This window comes from Halosimplex salinum, from assembly GCF_003730195.1.
Lineage (GTDB): Archaea > Halobacteriota > Halobacteria > Halobacteriales > Haloarculaceae > Halosimplex > Halosimplex salinum.
Map to the genome: position 1 here is coordinate 56,479 of NZ_QWGG01000011.1, position 15,198 is coordinate 71,676.

Sequence of the window (15,198 nt, forward strand, 5' to 3'; positions counted from 1 at the left end):
TCTACTTTTCTTGAGGATTCTCGTGCTCTCCTTTGAACGCGGTCTCGCAGTCTTTGCAACAGAACTGCTGGAGTGATCCACCAACGCGGGTAGCTATTCCGTCTTCGCTGATAGTGGTTCCACAGTGTGCGCACGTAAGTACGGATTCAGTACCGTTGGCATAGGCTGAACGGGTGGCGCTTGACAGCAGTTGCACGTCGTATCGTCGCACGTCACTCAGTGGTAGACTGTGCTGCACCCAGTTTCCGACCGTAGTCCGCGGCGGTGTCGCAACAACCACGATCTCGCCCTCAGCAGTTGTGAATACGTGTTCTACGTATGGGGCCTTGAGGATCGATTCTCGAAGTGAATCTGTCTTTCCGAGCTCAGGCTGGAGGCGTACCATGACGTGTATCCGGTTTTCGTACTGTGTGAGGTCGAGATCAACGGTGAATCGACGAATGACATCATCTTGCTCCAACTGACGGACGCGTGCTGAAACGGACGGGGGTGAAAGATTTACAGCCTCAGCAATAGTGCTGTAGGGTCGTCTCGCGTTCTCCGCTAAAAGACGGAGGATTTCGCGATCCGTGTCGTCAAGTTCTGGTTGGGTCATCGAAAGGCGGAATGGGGGTGAGGGGATCGGGTGAATGGGGGTGGGTGTGGGGGAGCTACGACGCAGGTGTGGGGTGTGACGGTTAGACGTAATCCTCCGGTGTCGAGGTGAACGTCTCCTTGCAGCCCTCGGCACAGAAGTAGTACGTCTGACCGTCGTACTCAGTTGTGGCCGCCGGATCACTTTCATCGACGTCCATTCCACAGACTGGATCAGTTGCCATTCGGTTTCACCCCACATCAATGGTACGAGGGCCTGAACCAAGCAATTTGTTCTTAGCAATCCAAAGTCGGGATACATAGCGATTTGAGCCGTGCTGCACGGTTTGGCTTTTCTGACTCCACAATCAACGGTTAGTACCTCACAATCCCGAACTATCGTTCGAGTATACCAACGGATTCCTATCTGTGTCCTATATAAATACTGGAGTCTGAACCAATTCTAAACCTATGGGTCACGATCCACCACACGACAATCACGAGGAGTGAAGACCCCACAGGTCCATCCAAATTCGTGGATGCTCAAGCGTCGACGTGACGATCCGATTCTTTCTTGCGCCGTGCAAGTAGCAGTCAAGTAGTCTCTAGTTCCGCAACGAAGATAACGTGTCGCAGGAACGGCAGCGCGTGGTGAGCCTTCCGTACCTGCTCAGTAATCGCTAGGGGATCGAGATCATACGCTCCTAACAGTCGTTCAATGAGAGCCCGGAGCGGGCTCGTGAGTAGCTGGAGGTACAGCGTCGTCCACTTTCGGAAGCGTCCGACGCTGTGTTTCGTGATATCTTCGACCGCTTTGAGCTCAAAGCTTGTCTCGTCGAGAGCAGCTTTGTATCCTTCAACAGTACCCAAGGACGGCATATCCCACGCATCCGCAAATGAATCGACCAATCTCCGTTCCGTTTCAGTCACGTCTGACTGCATCACGAGATCGGAGACTACGAGAACCGCCTCGGGTTCGAGGGTATCTGCGACTGTAGCGAAAACGCGATTCCGCTCGGGGAGGTATACGAGCGCGTCGATGGCTGTACACGCGGTAAACGAGTCCCTGGTAAACGGGAGTTGTGTCGCGTCACCGATGATGAACTCGGAATCGAGGTGCTTACCCCGTGCGTTCTCGGTTGCCATCTGGATGTTGTACGGAACGAGGTCGACACCAGTGACGTTGAAGCCGAACTGATAGGCGAGGTGGAGGGCTGGACCCCCCCGACCGCAGCCGACATCGAGGAGGCGCACTCCGTCGGTTGTGGGTAGATGCGACGCGACCCTCGAGCCGACTTCCGTGACGAGGCGACGTTGACTCGAACCGGCTATATGTGGCTGGTACCACTCCGAGTAGCCGAGATTGAGGAACTCGTCAGTATCGAAATGGAGGTCGAACGCCCGCCAGATATCGGCTCGCTCGCCGCGGTAGGAGAACTGGTCGGTGATCCGGTTGCGTAGAGTACTTTGATCCATCGGTCACCTACTCGAGTTCGGAAACCTCCGAATAGCAGTACTCGGATTCGTCGCAGTACGCGAGGTCGGCACACCCGCGAGGACGCTGGTAGTCGATTCCCTTGTGCCGCCGGAGATACGTCACGTAGCCGTCGTCCACGCGGTCTAGGATGTCGTGACAGATCCACTTCTCCCCGAACCAAGTGGCGCCCAGATTTCGGTACGGACACAGGAAGATCGTCCGTTCGACCGAATCGATCTGTGGCGTCTCGACGATCCGGACACCGACAAGACGATACGCGATGCGAAGACGGGTGACGACCGAGTCCGGCGTATTCGCGCCAAGGAAAAGTACGTACGCGAGCACATACCCGAGGCCATGGAGGAGTCGTCGAATCATCGTTCAGGCTGTCGACTGCCGTCCCAAAGTATCTTGACCAGGTGTTCTCTGTTCAGATCTCGGTGTACACGTTACCTGTCTTTCCGCCGCCGAGTTTGTAGACGGTGAATGTGTCGGACTTCGTCCCGCCCATCCCCGGTGAACCGGCCGGCATCCCGGGCAACGCGATGCCGTCGATTGCCGGCTCTTCATCGAGCATCGTCGCGATAATCTCGACAGGGACGTGTCCTTCGACGACGTACTCGTCGAGGACGAGTGTGTGACAGCTCTGTAAATCCGATGGGATACCGTGTTGGCGCTTGAGATCCGCCACGTCCTCGGTTTCGGTTTCCCCGAGCGTCGTGTCGAGATGGTCCCGAAGATACGACGCATATCGTCCACAACAGCTACAGCCAGGTGAACTGTATTGCTGAGCGTTCGTCACTGCCAGCGTCCCCTCGATGTCCCACTCGTCCTCACTCGATGATCCTAAACAGCCGGCAATTCCGAGTGTGACTGTCGTCGCACCGACCCGTAGTAGTCCGCGACGAGTTACGGTCCGTTCCATATGTTCGTCACTTGGTTCGGGGGTATTCAATTGTACGTCGACCTTTCCTGTGTATTGAGAACGGATTCAAGCACGACGGGGAAGGCGACTTTCAGTTCTGAGTAGGAAACCCCAAAGGTCAGAGTCCCGTATTCGTCTCCATGTGGCGACCCTCATCGGTCGAGGGTGCTGCCGTGACGGTTTTCCGTCAACGAGCATATCGGCCTTAAATTGCGCCCAACATGACCCAGAGCATGACTCGTCGCACCGACTTCGACACTTCACTCCTCGAAACTGTGGGAAATACGCTCTCGTCGAACTGATGCGACTCCAAACGACGTCTCCACTCTTTTCGAAATAGGCGTGCTATAGCGAGTTACTTGCGATAAAAGCCTCAAGTCACCACCCCAGAGACTGTTCTCCCGGTTTCGATTCTTAACAGAAAGCACGGTAAATCGTCGTTACGTATAGATATGTATGAACTCCCCCAGCCATCTAGAAGTTCGAGAAGGTGCGGACATCAACCTGTACAACCAGATCCTCATTCCACTCTACGGAGCTGATATAAGGGACTCAGTGGTCCAATATGGTCTATCACTTGCAGAAACGTATGATGCGGCTCTCCACGTATTATCTATTCAAGATGAGGAACGCACGGAGGTGGAATCCGACCAAGTCACTAAACAAGAGGAATGGGACGCAGCAGCGGTAATTGAACCCGTGGTGGATCAGGCCCACTCGCTCGGACTCAATGTGATACCAGCAGTGGATAGTGGGCACTCTTCAGGTGTTATTCGGGAATACGCTGAGGAGAATGATATCGATTTGCTTGTCCACCAGAAACCTACACAGACTAGATTAGCACGAATTCTCCGGAGAGACGTCTCCAGCCACATCATTCAAAATATCTCTCTTCCTGTCTTGACGATACCTGATATGGATCCCTCTGATCCGGTAGGAGAGTTATCTACTAGTCAGTTCACAGATATTCTCGTGCCTACGGATGGATACGACGAGGCATCTGTGGCCTTCAAACATGGGCTACAAATTGCTAAACGGTATGATGCAACCCTACATGGACTTTTTGTCATTTCCGAACAGTCCTATTCGAGTCGGCCTGGATTCACGTGGGAAGAGGTCACTGACTCTTGGGAACAGCGGGGAACTCGGCTCTTGGAGGACATTACGGAGAAGGCAGCGACCTTGGACGTTCCTGTCCGAACTACGTTGAGCTTTGGTCAACCTCAGCAGGAGATTCTCAAATACACTGAGGTGACTGACATCGACCTTGTTACAATGGGGACACGAGGATTGACTGGCATTCGTCGGCTATTACAGGGAAGCGTCGCAGCTCAAGTGATCGAGGAAGCAGATTACCCCGTTCTAACGGTTAACCGAAGGACAGCTGAATTGAAAAAACACCCGTACACCTTTCTTCGAAAGACAAACCAGAATCGGAAGTCAGGGCTATATTGAAATATTATTTTCAATATACTAATTTCAGTCTTAAATCCAGAAATTTCTATTGCGTATTGATTTCAGTTTCTTCTACCAAACCAAAGAGTGTTAAGTTCGTTCTGCTGAATAAAGCGCGCGTACTGACCAGAAGGAAAACCAAGAAACGATAAGGCTACTCCTGAAAATCGTGTTTGTCTTCACGTTTAGGTGCATCAGATGGACGTTAGTGCGAGCAACGCGAAAAGTTAACTGGCAAATGGCTCCACGGACTGAGTTGTTGAACTAGTCGTCCATGCCGGATGGGGTTTGGCCCGTAGTCGATCCCGACGGTGCCGACCCTGCGGCAAACTTGTAAACGGCGACGAGTCCCCAAATCACCAAGCCGAGCAGGATGATGCCCGCCCTAATGTCGATGGGGACCACTGCAGCGTGTTCGATTGCTCCCTCGCTATCGACTGGGTGCCCGGCTCCCAGTAGCATGTCGAGCAGGCCGATCACGACGACGCCCAAGACAACCAAGCCACCGCCGACGTACATGGCGATTTGGTCTGCCGTTGATAAGTCACTCATTGGTAGTCACCCGAGGAGTTTCCGTAATCGCGTGTTCTCGAACAGTTCCATCTCACGCAGGCGGTTATCGACTGCCAGGACGCCGCCCGCTCCGAGTGCCACAATGGTTCCGAAGACCATGATCCCAAGTAGTTCACCCGTGACCATACCGTTGGCCCAGCCGCCACCGTAGCCGTTGATGAAGTAGAAGAACAGCATCATGAAGGCACCAAAGAAGGCGGCGGTCCTCGTGAGGACACCGAGTATCAGCCCGAAACCGATGGCGGTTTGCCCAAGCGGTACCGCCACGTTGACGAACGCCAACAGGATGCCGTCGCTGAACGGCGTGACGAAGGGGGCGAGAATCGTGCCCTGAGCGGCTCCGCCGACGAACCAGCTGGCGTCGAAGGGCCACGCCCAGATCTTGTCAAGGCCGGCGTGGAGCATCCACCACCCGGCGGTCAGCCGAAGCAGCAGGATCCAATACGACAACCAGGCTCCTGAGACCGAGAACGACGTCTCAGTTCCGAGAAATCTCGTTCGAATGGATTGTGTTGACATGGCATACTTCACCTCACGACTGAGTTTATCAGAAGTGGTAAAAAGATTGGTGGTGGTTCGTGATCTCTAAGAGTCGGGGCTCATTGCAGGAACGCGGGTGTCAGAGGTGAGTTGGATGATCCTCAAGAAGGAATTCGGTCACCCTCAACGCACTGATTGTGTGCTGGGGCATGTAAGCAGGAGCACCGATGAAGCTGAGCCCACCGATTTCTGGATTTCGGAAAATTCTGTTTGAGGGACTGAATTCATCTACTGATCTAATCCTTTGTACTTACCGATCCTCTCAGTAGCTAACAGATTCTGAGAATTTAACTCGAGTGGATATCAATCAATTAACTCCCACTGGTTAGTCATTCCTCCATAGACACGGTTTAAAACTCGTCGTCTCGAGAAAATACGGGCAAATAAAACAGGGTGGCGGAGGAGACGCAGTAGAACTGCACTCGGAGACCGGTCAACGTCTTCAATATCGATCCCGGCAGCGGCACGAATTGCTGCTCCCAGAACCTTGGGATTACGAGTTTCAAGAAAGTATCTCACAACTGTGGCGAAAATGTACTCCGTTTTCATCCTCTGATATAATCTATCAGGATAATTGTGTAATTGGCTTCTGTTAGCCAGCTCTGCGGCCAAGAATCCCGATTCAACGGCCTGTGAGATCCCCTTTCCGGTGAGTCGGTTTGCTATACCTGCAGCATCACCCACTCGTACGACTGAATGCTCCGGTAGATGGGTTCTGTCGGGATCAAGGCTTGGTCCCTCGGGAATGATTGCGACGTTCGTCCGTTCCTGCGACGGGACTGGCCACCCATTCCGCTCACAGGCTTCCCTCAATGCCTTCATATAATCATTAGGCCGGTCACTGACCGTCCAGCCGATACCAACGTTGGCTCGTTGCGATGTCTTCGGGAATGCCCACGAGTACCCTGTATAGTTCTCCAGAATTATCCGGCTGTTCGGGTACAACTCGGTGAAGTCCCCTTCGACATCACTGTTAAGCGCTACCATATATCCTGAATACTCGTTGGTTGTTCCGAGCGCTTTACTAGAGAGTGATGGCTGACCGGTTGCATCAACGACGAGATCATACTCATCGGTGAACTCGTGGAAATCTGTCCGTGTGATAGACTGGTTTTCGTGGATGTCAACACCCTTCTCTGAGAGTTGTTCTGCCCAGGACTGCTCAACGACATTTCGGTCCGTTATATATGTATCCGCAGCAGGAAAGGTGCCGGCTCCAGTGCGGTGGCGATCGGCGTCGATTCCGTCATACACCTCCACTTCCATCGCTGGCAGCGGGTTGAGAAAGCCGTTCTCTACAGTCGGTTCGAGTGGGATCTTCGATACCGCTGTCATCGCTTCTCCGCAATTAACGCCTTTGCTATCGTAGGACTGCCGCTCATATAGTTCGACGACGAATCCAGCGTCGTCGAATCCAGCAGCTGCTGCAAGCCCGGCCATCCCTCCACCTATTACCGCAATTTTGGACGTTCGAGTCATCGGTTTTTGCCAATCTTTGAGGCCATCGTTAAGCTCCCAACAGCATCCGAAGTGACCCACGAACGCCCATCGGGAGTCCGATCGCTCCGATGAAGAACGTCATAAGCCACCACCACGTGTGATTCATCTCCTCTTTCGCATCGGCGAGATACCACACGATGCCGACAGTCACGACGAGTTTCAGCACGAACGTCGATCCGGAGAATCCAGTCGCCTGGTACACGAGATTCGTCACGACCAGCTTTGGGGAGTAGCCGAGGAACGTCACACCGATGAGATTCTGCGCAGCGTCCCACAACTGGCCGAAAACGGCCAGCAGAATTAGCGGGTGTCGAAGGTGGGTGATATTGGCGAAACTCGTGCCCCAGTAGTAGAGTGCGGTTACGCCGAGCGCTATCCCCGTCGTCGCGACAGGAACCCATAGGCGGAGTGGGGTCGATGTCGAGAGGCCGTGCCAAACAGCCCACCAGACGGCCCCGACAGCCCACACCGACCCGACGAGCCCGACTGTTAGCGGGATAGATCCGATATTTTGGTCACGCAAGAGTGCACCGACACCGAGCGCGAGGATGGTGACAGCGGTGACGACGATGTAAATCGATGGCGTGATGAACCACACCGCGTAGTCCCCGAGCAGCCCGAGATCCTCGAGGGCGCGCATCGCCCCACCTGCGATGATGATCGGAGCGAACCCGTAGGCCAGTCGTGCGTCGAACGTGACGTCGAGTTGGTCGAGATACGCACGTAGTCCGGGGAGGCTGTATACGACTGCCGCGAGGTAGATTACCGTGTTCACCGCGTTGTAGCCCTGGACAGCACGAATCCCCTCGTGCGTGACTGGCTGACTAACGGCGTCGGCGACGACTGGCCCCCAGAGGTACTGCCAGATGAACCGGTCGTAGACCAGCGTCGGGAACACAAGGAGGCCCGCACCGACGAGGACGAGCGGGGCGAGCAGGTACAGCGCCCACCACTCGCGTGAGCCGGTCTCCGGAAGGACGGTTTCGACGCGTCGGGTGACAGTACTCACGACTCGTTCACCTCCAATCGCCACGTCGTACTCTTCGAGCGCCCCCACTGTTCGAGTGAGACGTTTGAGAGGTCGTCCTGAAGTTGGCTGAGGTACTGTGCAACGGCCTTCGGCGATCCGTCAAGGTCGCCGGCGATCTCGCGAGCCCGGAGGTATGTCGGTTCGCTACTGGCTGTCTCGACGAGGTACCTCCGAACCGTTTGGCGGGAAATATTTGACATTGATATAGAGGTGACGTTCAGCGGAGGCGACCGAAGAGCTTGTAGTCGTGATCGGGGGTGTACCGCCGGAACAACAGGCTGTTCGTCAGCACCGACACGCTGGAGAACGCCATTGCTGCTGCAGCGAGTACGGGCTGGAGCAGGCCGAGCGATGCTAACGGGATCATCGCCGTGTTGTAGCCGAACGCCCACACGAGGTTCTGCTTGATCTTCTTGAGTGTCGCGTCCGAGATCCGGATCGCCTTCACCACGTCGAGCGGATCATCGCGCATCAGCGTAAGGTCCGCAGCCTCAATGGCGACGTCCGTGCCGGAGCCGATGGCTGTCCCGACGTGTGCGACCGCGAGCGCCGGCGCGTCGTTGACGCCGTCACCGACCATCATCGCCTGCCGACCCTCGTCCTGAATACTGTCGACGGCGTTGGACTTGTCCTCGGGAAGGACCTCTGCTCGGACATTCTCCGGATCGATACCGACCTGTTTGGCGACCGCACGAGCAGTTCGTTCGTTGTCGCCCGTAATCATCATCACGTCAACGCCCCGTTGTTGTAGGGCCGTAACGGCCTGCTTGGAGCTCTCTTTGATTGTGTCGGCGTCAGCCACTACACCAACCAGTTCGCCCTCGAAAGCGACGAGCATCGCCGTCTTCCCCTCGTTTTCGAGGCGTTCCATCGTCTCTTCGGCGGGAGACGGGTCGATGTCGTTGTCTCGCAGCAACTTGCGGTTGCCGACTAGTACCTCGCTGTCACCAACGACTGCTTTGATGCCGTGACCGGGGACGTTCTCGAAGTCGTCGGGCTCAGTCACGTCTAGTCCGCGTTCTTCAGCCCCTTCGACGATTGCTTGGGCAAGCGGGTGTTCGCTGCCGCTTTCGGCTATCGCCGCCAGCCGAAGCACATCATCCTCAGAGAGGCGCTCACGAGTGCTGAGCTGTCCACCATCTGGTGCCGGCTCACCTCCATCAGTCACCGCATTTCCATCGCTATCGAAGACGACCACGTCGGTGAGTTCCATCTCACCCTCGGTGAGCGTACCCGTTTTGTCGAAGACGACTGTATCGACGTCCTTGGCGCGTTCGAGGATGTCACCGCCCTTGAACAGGACGCCGTTCTGGGCCCCAATGGTCGTCCCGACCATCGTCGCCGCGGGCGTCGCCAGCCCCAGCGCACAGGGGCAGGCAATGAGGATCGAGGACGCGAAGACGATGATTGCGAACTCGAAGACGGTGACCGTGCCGCCCGCCGCTGCCGGGCCGCCCGCCACCTGCCCCCATAGCGGGAGCCAGTCAACGAAGCCAGCCAGCACCTCCGGGAACAGGAACCAAATAACGCTCCAGAGGATAGCGTTCGCGATAACTGCCGGCACGAAATACGCCGAGATGCGGTCTGCTAGATTCTGGATATCTGGCTGGCGCGATTGTGCTTCCTTGACGGTCTGAACGATTTGCTGGAGGGCAGTATCTTCGCCGACGTTAGTGGCCTCCACGAGAAGAACGCCGTTCTCGTTAATCGTCGAGCCGACGACCTCATCTCCCTCCTCTTTTTCTACAGGGACAGACTCACCGGTAACCATCGACTCGTCGACGGCGGACTGCCCGTCAACGACGACCCCGTCGGTTGGGATCTTCTCACCGGGGCGGACTTTCATCTGGTCACCCGTTGTGACCTCTTCAAGTGGAATCTCTTCCTCACTACCATCCTCACGGACAATGGTCGCCGTTTCGGCTTCCATTTCGAGGAGCTTCCGGAGGGCCTCGCCCGCTTGACCCTTTGAACGAGCTTCGAGATAGTTACCGAGCGTAATGAACACGAGGATGAGGGCTGCCGTGTCGAAGTAGAGCCCACCCGCGATGAGTTCAGCAAGGACTGCCACAGAGTATAGATAGGCCGTTGTCGACCCGATCGCGATCAGCACGTCCATGTTGGCGCGGCCATTCTTCACGATCGCCTTGTACGAGTTCTTATAGAACGGCCAGCCGAGGATCGCCTGTACCGGCGTGGCGAGCAGGAACTCGACCCAGCCGAGTTCCACGCCGAAAACGGTTTCAGGGACGAACACGCCACCGAGAAGATAGCTGTCGATGAGGAAGAAGAGCAGTGGAACTGATAATACTGCCCCAAAGAGGGTTAGCCTGAGCTGTTTCCGTATCTCAGCCTGGCGGGCGGCATCACGCGCATCCTGCCCCGAGCCCTCATCGCCACTGTCTTCGCGAACTGGCGAATAGCCGGCGTCTTCGATGGCATCGTACAGCGCATCGAGAGACACCTCTGCCGGATTGTAGGTCACCTGCGCCTCGTCAGTCGCGTAGTTTACCTCCGCGGTAATGACTCCGAGTGTACTTTCGAGAGCAGTTTCGTTAGTTTCGGCGCAGTTGGCACACGTCATATCGGAGATGGCAATCGTTACCGTCTCCGAGACTGCACCGTAGCCCGCCCCGTCGATTGCGTCGTAGATTTCGTGAAGCGATACTGTCTCGGGATCGTAGGTAACAGACCCCTCATCGGTGGCGAAGTTCGCATCCGCCTCCGATACTCCGTCAAGGGATTCGAGAGTGTCCTGGATTGTCGCCGAGCAGTTGGCGCAGGACATCCCCGTGATGTCGAGATGAGTTGTTCGGCTTGTCATGCTCGTTCTACTATACGGGGTCTATGTTTAGGCGGTTTACTGTTGCGAGATGGTGGTTATCGACCCCAATGAAATTTGGAATCCAAAGAGCGTACTATACTCCCTCTTCGAGCCGCTGATAGCGGTCTTCAAATCGTGCGAGACAAGACGGACAACAGAAGTGATAGATCTCCCCATCGATGCGCGTCGTCTCACCTTCATTGTCGACGGTATTGTTGCATTCGGTACAGGTGAGGGCAAATTCGACGCCGTCAATTGAAGGTGTCCATTCAGTTTCGTCGATCAAGGTGACTGAATATCCCGATATCTCAAGACCATCAAAAAGGCTGTCTACCCACTGGCGGACGTTCTGTGCCTCAACACGGGCATAGAACCAGAGATCGCCTTCGGCTGTCGCAAAGACGTGTTCGATGCCATCCGATCCGCGAACTCGCGTGCGGGCCTCCTCGAGTGATCCCGGTTCGATTTCGGCTTGAATGAACACAGGAACCCCGGCCCGAAGGTGCGCCCGGTTTACGTCGATTGTGAAATTGTTGATAATATCTGCTTCCTGTAATCGTTTGACCCGGTCGGAAACAGCTGGGCCTGATAAATCAACTTCTTCCCCGATCGCACTGAATGGACGGCGGGCGTTTTCGGCCAGTAACGAGAGTATCTCCAGATCGGTTTCGTCCAGATTGCGCATACTACTGCCTCATTACGCTGGATACATTATTGTTACGCACTATAAACTTTGGAAGGTTGGGATTAGGGGTGGAGAATACATTTGCTTCTAAGTGGAAAACCACATAGAAGCACATCCTCTATCTGTAGATGGCTATGAGCCAGACCATCACCGTCGAAGGGATGACCTGTGAACACTGCGAACAGACCGTCGAAGACGCACTTGAAGATGTCAAGGGCGTTTCCGCGGCGACTGCTGATCGAAACGCCGAGTCTGCGACGATCGAGGGGTCCGCTGATTCAGATACACTCGTCAGCTCCGTCAAGGACGCTGGATACGACGCGTCTGCGTAATCCGACCACGCCACAACTGAAGGGCAGCGACACTCTGTCACAGCGGAATATACCGTTAGAACAGTCGATCGAGTACGTCTGAGACCGATTCAACCGGTGTCAGACGAACCCCCTCGATAGTTCCGCCTGAATCGGCACCGCTCGGAACGACTAATTCGGTCGCTCCGAACGCCCGAGCACTCCGGGCTTTTGCTTCGATTCCGCCAACTGGAAGCAGGTGTCCATTGTCGTCAACGATTCCAGTAATGAGTGTCTCAGACGACAACGGCTGCTGACGGAGACCAGCGATAAGTGCGACTGTGAGGCCAGCCTCCCAACTTTTCCCCTGGAGTGCAAGGGTGTCGGACTCGGGTGACACGAACGATACGTGTATGGCTATATCTGCCAACGATCGTCCGGTGAGACGAGTCGCAGTTTGCTTTGCTTCGTCAAGTGCGCGCTGGAGGTCGTGTCGAAGTTCAATCCCGTTCAGATTGACGAACAACTCACCATCGCCAGCAGCGAATTTGAAGGTGGTCTCGACGACAAGGCCAGCGCCATCTGCGTCCACCGCTGGAAGATAGTACCGAGTATCCAACGGGGTCGTCGCCCCACCTGCCAGTGTCGCCAGCGACTGGAAGCCTGTATCCATTCGAGTAAGGGTGACTGTTGCCCCGACACCGCTTATCGATCCAAGACCAACTCCAGCAAGAAACGCCCGTCGGGAGAGGACCTCCCGCTCAATACGATCAACGATGTCGCCACTAGGCCCAGATGCGGAATCGCATGTGTCGCCTTGTTCTGAGGAGCCCATGCTGGAATAGCTTATTGTGGCAGATGACAGATCCTGTGGTAACAGGTAACACGCGTATGGGTATAAGAGTGGTGTCGTCAGGGTGCCGAGGCAAAACAACTGTCACTGCGAGAAAGTCCCCATGACTATCTTGTTGGACCGCTATTGGTCGAGCGTGTCCGCTCGGTACCGGTCGCTCTTCGGGCTCGCGACTTTCAGTGCTCTAGTGACAGCCCTCGGTGTTTTAATCGCCTATCGGGTTGAACTCGTACTACTATCAGCGACAACTTCTCGACTCTGGATGTGGCTCGCTGGCTTCATCGAGGAAGCGTTCGTCAGATTGCTCCCTTTGATACTCGTCTTTTACGTCTGGAGCTACGCCCGAGATCGATTGCTCTCAAAAACTGAGGGACTCCTTGCAACTGTCGCATCTGGACTCACCGTTGGTGGGTTAGAACTGGTCCTCAAACTCGAGTATCTGTCCCGTCTCGAAAGGACCGCCCAGTTCGATTCCATACTCCTCCCCCTACTATTCGTTCATCTTCCGTTCGCGCTGCTGGCAGGACGCTTCGTTTACACACTCGGCGAGCGAATCCACGGAACCGATACCGTTGGGTTACCGTCTCTATCCCGGAGAACTCTCGGTTTACTTCTGGGGGGCTATCTCGTCCTTGGGCTGGCTCACGTCGTGTTCAATCTCCTCATCTAATAAAGAACGTAGTCGAAGTGGTAATTAGTGGTCGTCGCCGAGCGCCGTCCGAACTATCTCATTCAGCTCGGTGAGTTTCTCGCGGACGGTCTCCGGTTTATCAGCGGGCGGGTCTTCGAGCGCGACCTGTTCGTGCGGGTCCGGATCACCGACAATAACGCTCCCGAGCATGCCGAGCGACTCGTGGGGCGTACAGTAGTAGTGGTAGACACCTTCGGTCTCGAAGGTGTGCTCGAACGTCGCGCCTTCCTCCGAGCGAAGGCCACTATCCCATGATGCAGCCCCATCAGGAACGAGCTGGGGTTGGTCGTTGTCTGGATGGTAGGCCGTCGTCGAGTGGCTGCCGCTCTCATTGGTCCACGTGACCGTCCCGCCGACATTAACGCGGACGACGTGCGGTTCGAAGTGATACCCCCCGTCCTCGGTGATCATGGAGACATCAACCGAATCGCTCGGTGCACCGACAGCTTCATCGTGGCCACCTTCATCGTTGTGCCCCGATTCACCGCCGTCCTCGGTGTGGCTTCCCTCTTCAGTACTTGTGGAGGTACTGTCTGCCCCGCCGCCACTATCGTCTGTTTGCGTCCCGGTACATCCCGCGAGCCCAACGACAGCTGCACCGCCGGTCAATTGGAGCATCCGCCGACGCGTTAGTCCTGAATTAGTTGTCATAGCGTGGGTCACCTCACAGATGGACGTATGAGAGCTGTGGAAAAAGGTGGAAGACCTGTTTTGCACGCCACGCAAATCTGGCTGTTACTTACGTCTCGGCGGGAAAGCATCTGGTATTGCGAGGAATAGCTGTGTCCACGGACGACAGCGCTGACGAACTGTTGGAGCTCCTCGGAGAGGAGCGGGTTCGTCAGATTCTGGCCGCGACGAGCCGTGAACCACTCTCGGCGAAGGAATTGAGTGAAGAGTGCGACGTTGCTCTTTCGACGATTTATCGCCGAGTCGAGGATATGGTTGCCCACGACCTGCTCGTCGAACGGACACAGATGGAGGCCGACGGGAGCCATCATAGCGTCTATGAAGCGAACGTCGACCACCTCAACGTCGACGTCGAAGATGGAACCATCGCCGTGAAGATGCACGTTCGTGAGGACGCCGCACAGCGGTTCTCGCGGATCTGGAGCGACATCCGGGACACCTAATCATGCACATCGAACTCGTCATCGCAAAGCTCGTCACAGTCGGACTGGGACTGCTAATAACGTACCAAGCGTTTCGTGGGTACAGAGTCCACGGTAGCGAACCGATGCTGTACGTCGCTATCGGGTTCCTTTTCATCAGTGTCGGGTCCGTAATCGAAGGCATCCTCTTCGACGTCGTCGGGCTGTCCATCTTCGTGGCCGGGACGATTCAGACTGCTATTGTCGCGGTGGGCATGCTTATCATCCTCTACTCGTTATACGGACGAATGTCTCAACCGACAGATGGAGGGGGTGACTCATGACTAGTGGGTGGGAAGTTACGCTAATTGGAGTCCGTGTCTTTCTCCTCTTATTGGGCGTTGCGACGACAACAATCAGTTTTCGCGCCTATCGTCAGGAACAGACTCGATACTTACGTGATGCAACGATCGGCTTCGGATTCATTACACTCGGCGTCCTCATAGAGGGGTTTCTCTATCAATTTTCAGCATTAACACTCACACAGGTTCATATCGCTGAATCCGTCGCGTTGGTATGTGGATTCACTGTCCTCCTCTGGTCTTTTATTCGGTGAGTCCAGGGACATCCTCACAGAAAACTGAATCCTGATTCCCATCGAATCGGATTCGGGGGGAGATTGATATCGTTG

20 protein-coding genes are annotated in these 15,198 nt (G+C 55.5%); 6 read left to right on the plus strand and 14 right to left on the minus strand.

Translation table 11 applies throughout. From position 1 onward, the window contains the following. Window position 1: 1 nt before the first annotated feature. The 5 genes from D1409_RS20840 to D1409_RS20860 all read right to left on the minus strand — a co-directional run bounded on the left by D1409_RS20840 (window position 2) and on the right by D1409_RS20860 (window position 2,975). The gene (locus D1409_RS20840) at window positions 2–595 is read right to left on the minus strand and encodes an AsnC family transcriptional regulator (protein WP_123538914.1); all 594 of its coding nucleotides are present in this window, start codon (window positions 593–595) and stop codon (window positions 2–4) included. Between the two features lie 82 nt (window positions 596–677). Beyond that, on the minus strand, window positions 678–818 hold the full coding sequence (locus tag D1409_RS20845) for a YHS domain-containing protein (protein WP_123538915.1): 141 nt from the start codon (window positions 816–818) through the stop codon (window positions 678–680). Between the two features lie 349 nt (window positions 819–1,167). Then, window positions 1,168–2,049, minus strand: coding sequence for a class I SAM-dependent methyltransferase (locus D1409_RS20850; RefSeq protein ID WP_123538916.1), 882 nt, complete (start codon window positions 2,047–2,049; stop codon window positions 1,168–1,170). A gap of 7 nt (window positions 2,050–2,056) precedes the next feature. Then, window positions 2,057–2,428: a hypothetical protein gene (locus D1409_RS20855; RefSeq protein WP_123538917.1), complete on the minus strand. Its 372-nt coding sequence runs from the start codon at window positions 2,426–2,428 to the stop codon at window positions 2,057–2,059. Window positions 2,429–2,480: 52 nt separating this feature from the next. Beyond that, entirely contained in the window at window positions 2,481–2,975 is a 495-nt protein-coding gene (locus tag D1409_RS20860) for a DUF411 domain-containing protein (protein WP_123538918.1), read from the minus strand. A gap of 456 nt (window positions 2,976–3,431) precedes the next feature. Between D1409_RS20860 and D1409_RS20865 the strand changes: the two genes are divergently transcribed. Then, window positions 3,432–4,430, plus strand: a complete 999-nt coding sequence (locus tag D1409_RS20865) for a universal stress protein (protein ID WP_123538919.1) — start codon at window positions 3,432–3,434, stop codon at window positions 4,428–4,430. Between the two features lie 264 nt (window positions 4,431–4,694). Here the strand turns inward: D1409_RS20865 and D1409_RS20870 are convergent, their stop codons facing one another. The 7 genes from D1409_RS20870 to D1409_RS20900 form a co-directional block, all read right to left on the minus strand. After that, window positions 4,695–4,982, minus strand: coding sequence for a hypothetical protein (locus tag D1409_RS20870; RefSeq protein ID WP_004594603.1), 288 nt, complete (start codon window positions 4,980–4,982; stop codon window positions 4,695–4,697). Between the two features lie 6 nt (window positions 4,983–4,988). Continuing rightward, complete coding sequence (locus D1409_RS20875; protein ID WP_231554252.1) at window positions 4,989–5,534, minus strand: DoxX family protein; 546 nt, start codon at window positions 5,532–5,534, stop codon at window positions 4,989–4,991. Between the two features lie 312 nt (window positions 5,535–5,846). After that, a complete protein-coding gene (locus D1409_RS20880) occupies window positions 5,847–6,983 on the minus strand; it encodes an NAD(P)/FAD-dependent oxidoreductase (protein WP_231741202.1) in 1,137 nt (378 codons plus the stop codon). A gap of 67 nt (window positions 6,984–7,050) precedes the next feature. After that, complete coding sequence (locus D1409_RS20885) at window positions 7,051–8,052, minus strand: DUF63 family protein (protein WP_123538921.1); 1,002 nt, start codon at window positions 8,050–8,052, stop codon at window positions 7,051–7,053. Continuing rightward, window positions 8,049–8,273 carry a DUF7123 family protein gene (locus tag D1409_RS25845; RefSeq protein WP_080508364.1) on the minus strand — a complete coding sequence of 75 codons (225 nt, stop codon included), beginning with the start codon at window positions 8,271–8,273 and terminating at the stop codon, window positions 8,049–8,051. The genes D1409_RS20885 and D1409_RS25845 overlap by 4 nt, the downstream gene beginning before the upstream one ends. 17 nt (window positions 8,274–8,290) lie before the next feature. Further along, window positions 8,291–10,897, minus strand: coding sequence for a heavy metal translocating P-type ATPase (locus D1409_RS20895; protein ID WP_123538922.1), 2,607 nt, complete (start codon window positions 10,895–10,897; stop codon window positions 8,291–8,293). A 94-nt stretch (window positions 10,898–10,991) separates the two neighbouring features. Continuing rightward, window positions 10,992–11,582: an AsnC family transcriptional regulator gene (locus D1409_RS20900; RefSeq protein ID WP_123538923.1), complete on the minus strand. Its 591-nt coding sequence runs from the start codon at window positions 11,580–11,582 to the stop codon at window positions 10,992–10,994. 134 nt (window positions 11,583–11,716) lie between these two features. Between D1409_RS20900 and D1409_RS20905 the strand changes: the two genes are divergently transcribed. Continuing rightward, window positions 11,717–11,914: a heavy-metal-associated domain-containing protein gene (locus D1409_RS20905; protein WP_123538924.1), complete on the plus strand. Its 198-nt coding sequence runs from the start codon at window positions 11,717–11,719 to the stop codon at window positions 11,912–11,914. Window positions 11,915–11,969: 55 nt separating this feature from the next. Here D1409_RS20905 and D1409_RS20910 read toward each other — a convergent pair whose 3' ends face one another. Next, window positions 11,970–12,707, minus strand: coding sequence for a S16 family serine protease (locus D1409_RS20910; RefSeq protein ID WP_123538925.1), 738 nt, complete (start codon window positions 12,705–12,707; stop codon window positions 11,970–11,972). A 205-nt stretch (window positions 12,708–12,912) separates the two neighbouring features. Between D1409_RS20910 and D1409_RS20915 the strand changes: the two genes are divergently transcribed. After that, window positions 12,913–13,395 carry a hypothetical protein gene (locus D1409_RS20915; protein ID WP_206425147.1) on the plus strand — a complete coding sequence of 161 codons (483 nt, stop codon included), beginning with the start codon at window positions 12,913–12,915 and terminating at the stop codon, window positions 13,393–13,395. Between the two features lie 24 nt (window positions 13,396–13,419). On the opposite strand, the gene D1409_RS20920 is transcribed toward D1409_RS20915, so the two are convergent. Beyond that, window positions 13,420–14,034 (minus strand): cupredoxin domain-containing protein, encoded by a 615-nt coding sequence (locus D1409_RS20920; RefSeq protein WP_123538926.1) that lies wholly within the window; start codon window positions 14,032–14,034, stop codon window positions 13,420–13,422. A gap of 164 nt (window positions 14,035–14,198) precedes the next feature. Here D1409_RS20920 and D1409_RS20925 point away from each other — a divergent pair, with 164 nt between their 5' ends. The 3 genes from D1409_RS20925 to D1409_RS25850 are packed head-to-tail and all read left to right on the plus strand — an operon-like array spanning window position 14,199 to window position 15,123. Further along, window positions 14,199–14,549, plus strand: coding sequence for a winged helix-turn-helix domain-containing protein (locus D1409_RS20925; protein ID WP_123538927.1), 351 nt, complete (start codon window positions 14,199–14,201; stop codon window positions 14,547–14,549). A gap of 2 nt (window positions 14,550–14,551) precedes the next feature. After that, window positions 14,552–14,851 (plus strand): DUF7521 family protein, encoded by a 300-nt coding sequence (locus D1409_RS20930; RefSeq protein WP_123538928.1) that lies wholly within the window; start codon window positions 14,552–14,554, stop codon window positions 14,849–14,851. After that, a complete protein-coding gene (locus tag D1409_RS25850; protein ID WP_123538929.1) occupies window positions 14,848–15,123 on the plus strand; it encodes a DUF7521 family protein in 276 nt (91 codons plus the stop codon). Before D1409_RS20930 ends, D1409_RS25850 begins: the two co-directional genes overlap by 4 nt. Window positions 15,124–15,198: the final 75 nt, after the last annotated feature.